Raw genomic sequence first — 577 nt, 5'->3', positions numbered from 1 at the left:
TGGTGGGTCTGGGCAGATTTGAACTGCCGACCTCACCCTTATCAGGGGTGCGCTCTAACCAACTGAGCTACAGACCCAATGGTCACGCTGGGCCTATACCCAAACAGTCTTTGCTCTGGTCGATCAGGTAATTCATTGTGAGCACTTGCCGCGTGTCGGCGACGTCGTCGATAAGGAGGTGATCCAGCCGCAGGTTCCCCTACGGCTACCTTGTTACGACTTCACCCCAGTCATGAACCACACCGTGGTGATCGCTCCCCCGAGGGTTAAGCTAACCACTTCTGGTGCAGTCCACTCCCATGGTGTGACGGGCGGTGTGTACAAGGCCCGGGAACGTATTCACCGTGACATTCTGATTCACGATTACTAGCGATTCCGACTTCACGGAGTCGAGTTGCAGACTCCGATCCGGACTGAGACCGGCTTTTCGGGATTAGCTCCACCTCGCGGCTTCGCAACCCTTTGTACCGGCCATTGTAGCACGTGTGTAGCCCTACCCGTAAGGGCCATGATGACTTGACGTCGTCCCCACCTTCCTCCGGTTTGTCACCGGCAGTCTCCTTAGAGTTCCCACCAT

Annotated in this window: 1 tRNA gene and 1 rRNA gene; both read right to left on the bottom strand. The window is 56.5% G+C overall.

Features of this window, described 5'->3' with window-relative positions:
• Positions 1–77: transfer RNA gene (locus tag ACR80S_RS17175), tRNA-Ile, on the bottom strand.
• 94 nt (positions 78–171) lie between these two features.
• Positions 172–577, bottom strand: a 16S ribosomal RNA gene (locus tag ACR80S_RS17170); the annotation flags it as partial.

This window comes from Halomonas salsilacus, assembly GCF_051216275.1.
Taxonomy (GTDB): domain Bacteria; phylum Pseudomonadota; class Gammaproteobacteria; order Pseudomonadales; family Halomonadaceae; genus Halomonas.
Note: the sequence above shows the minus strand (reverse complement) of the source record. Positions and strands in the feature narration are given on the sequence as shown.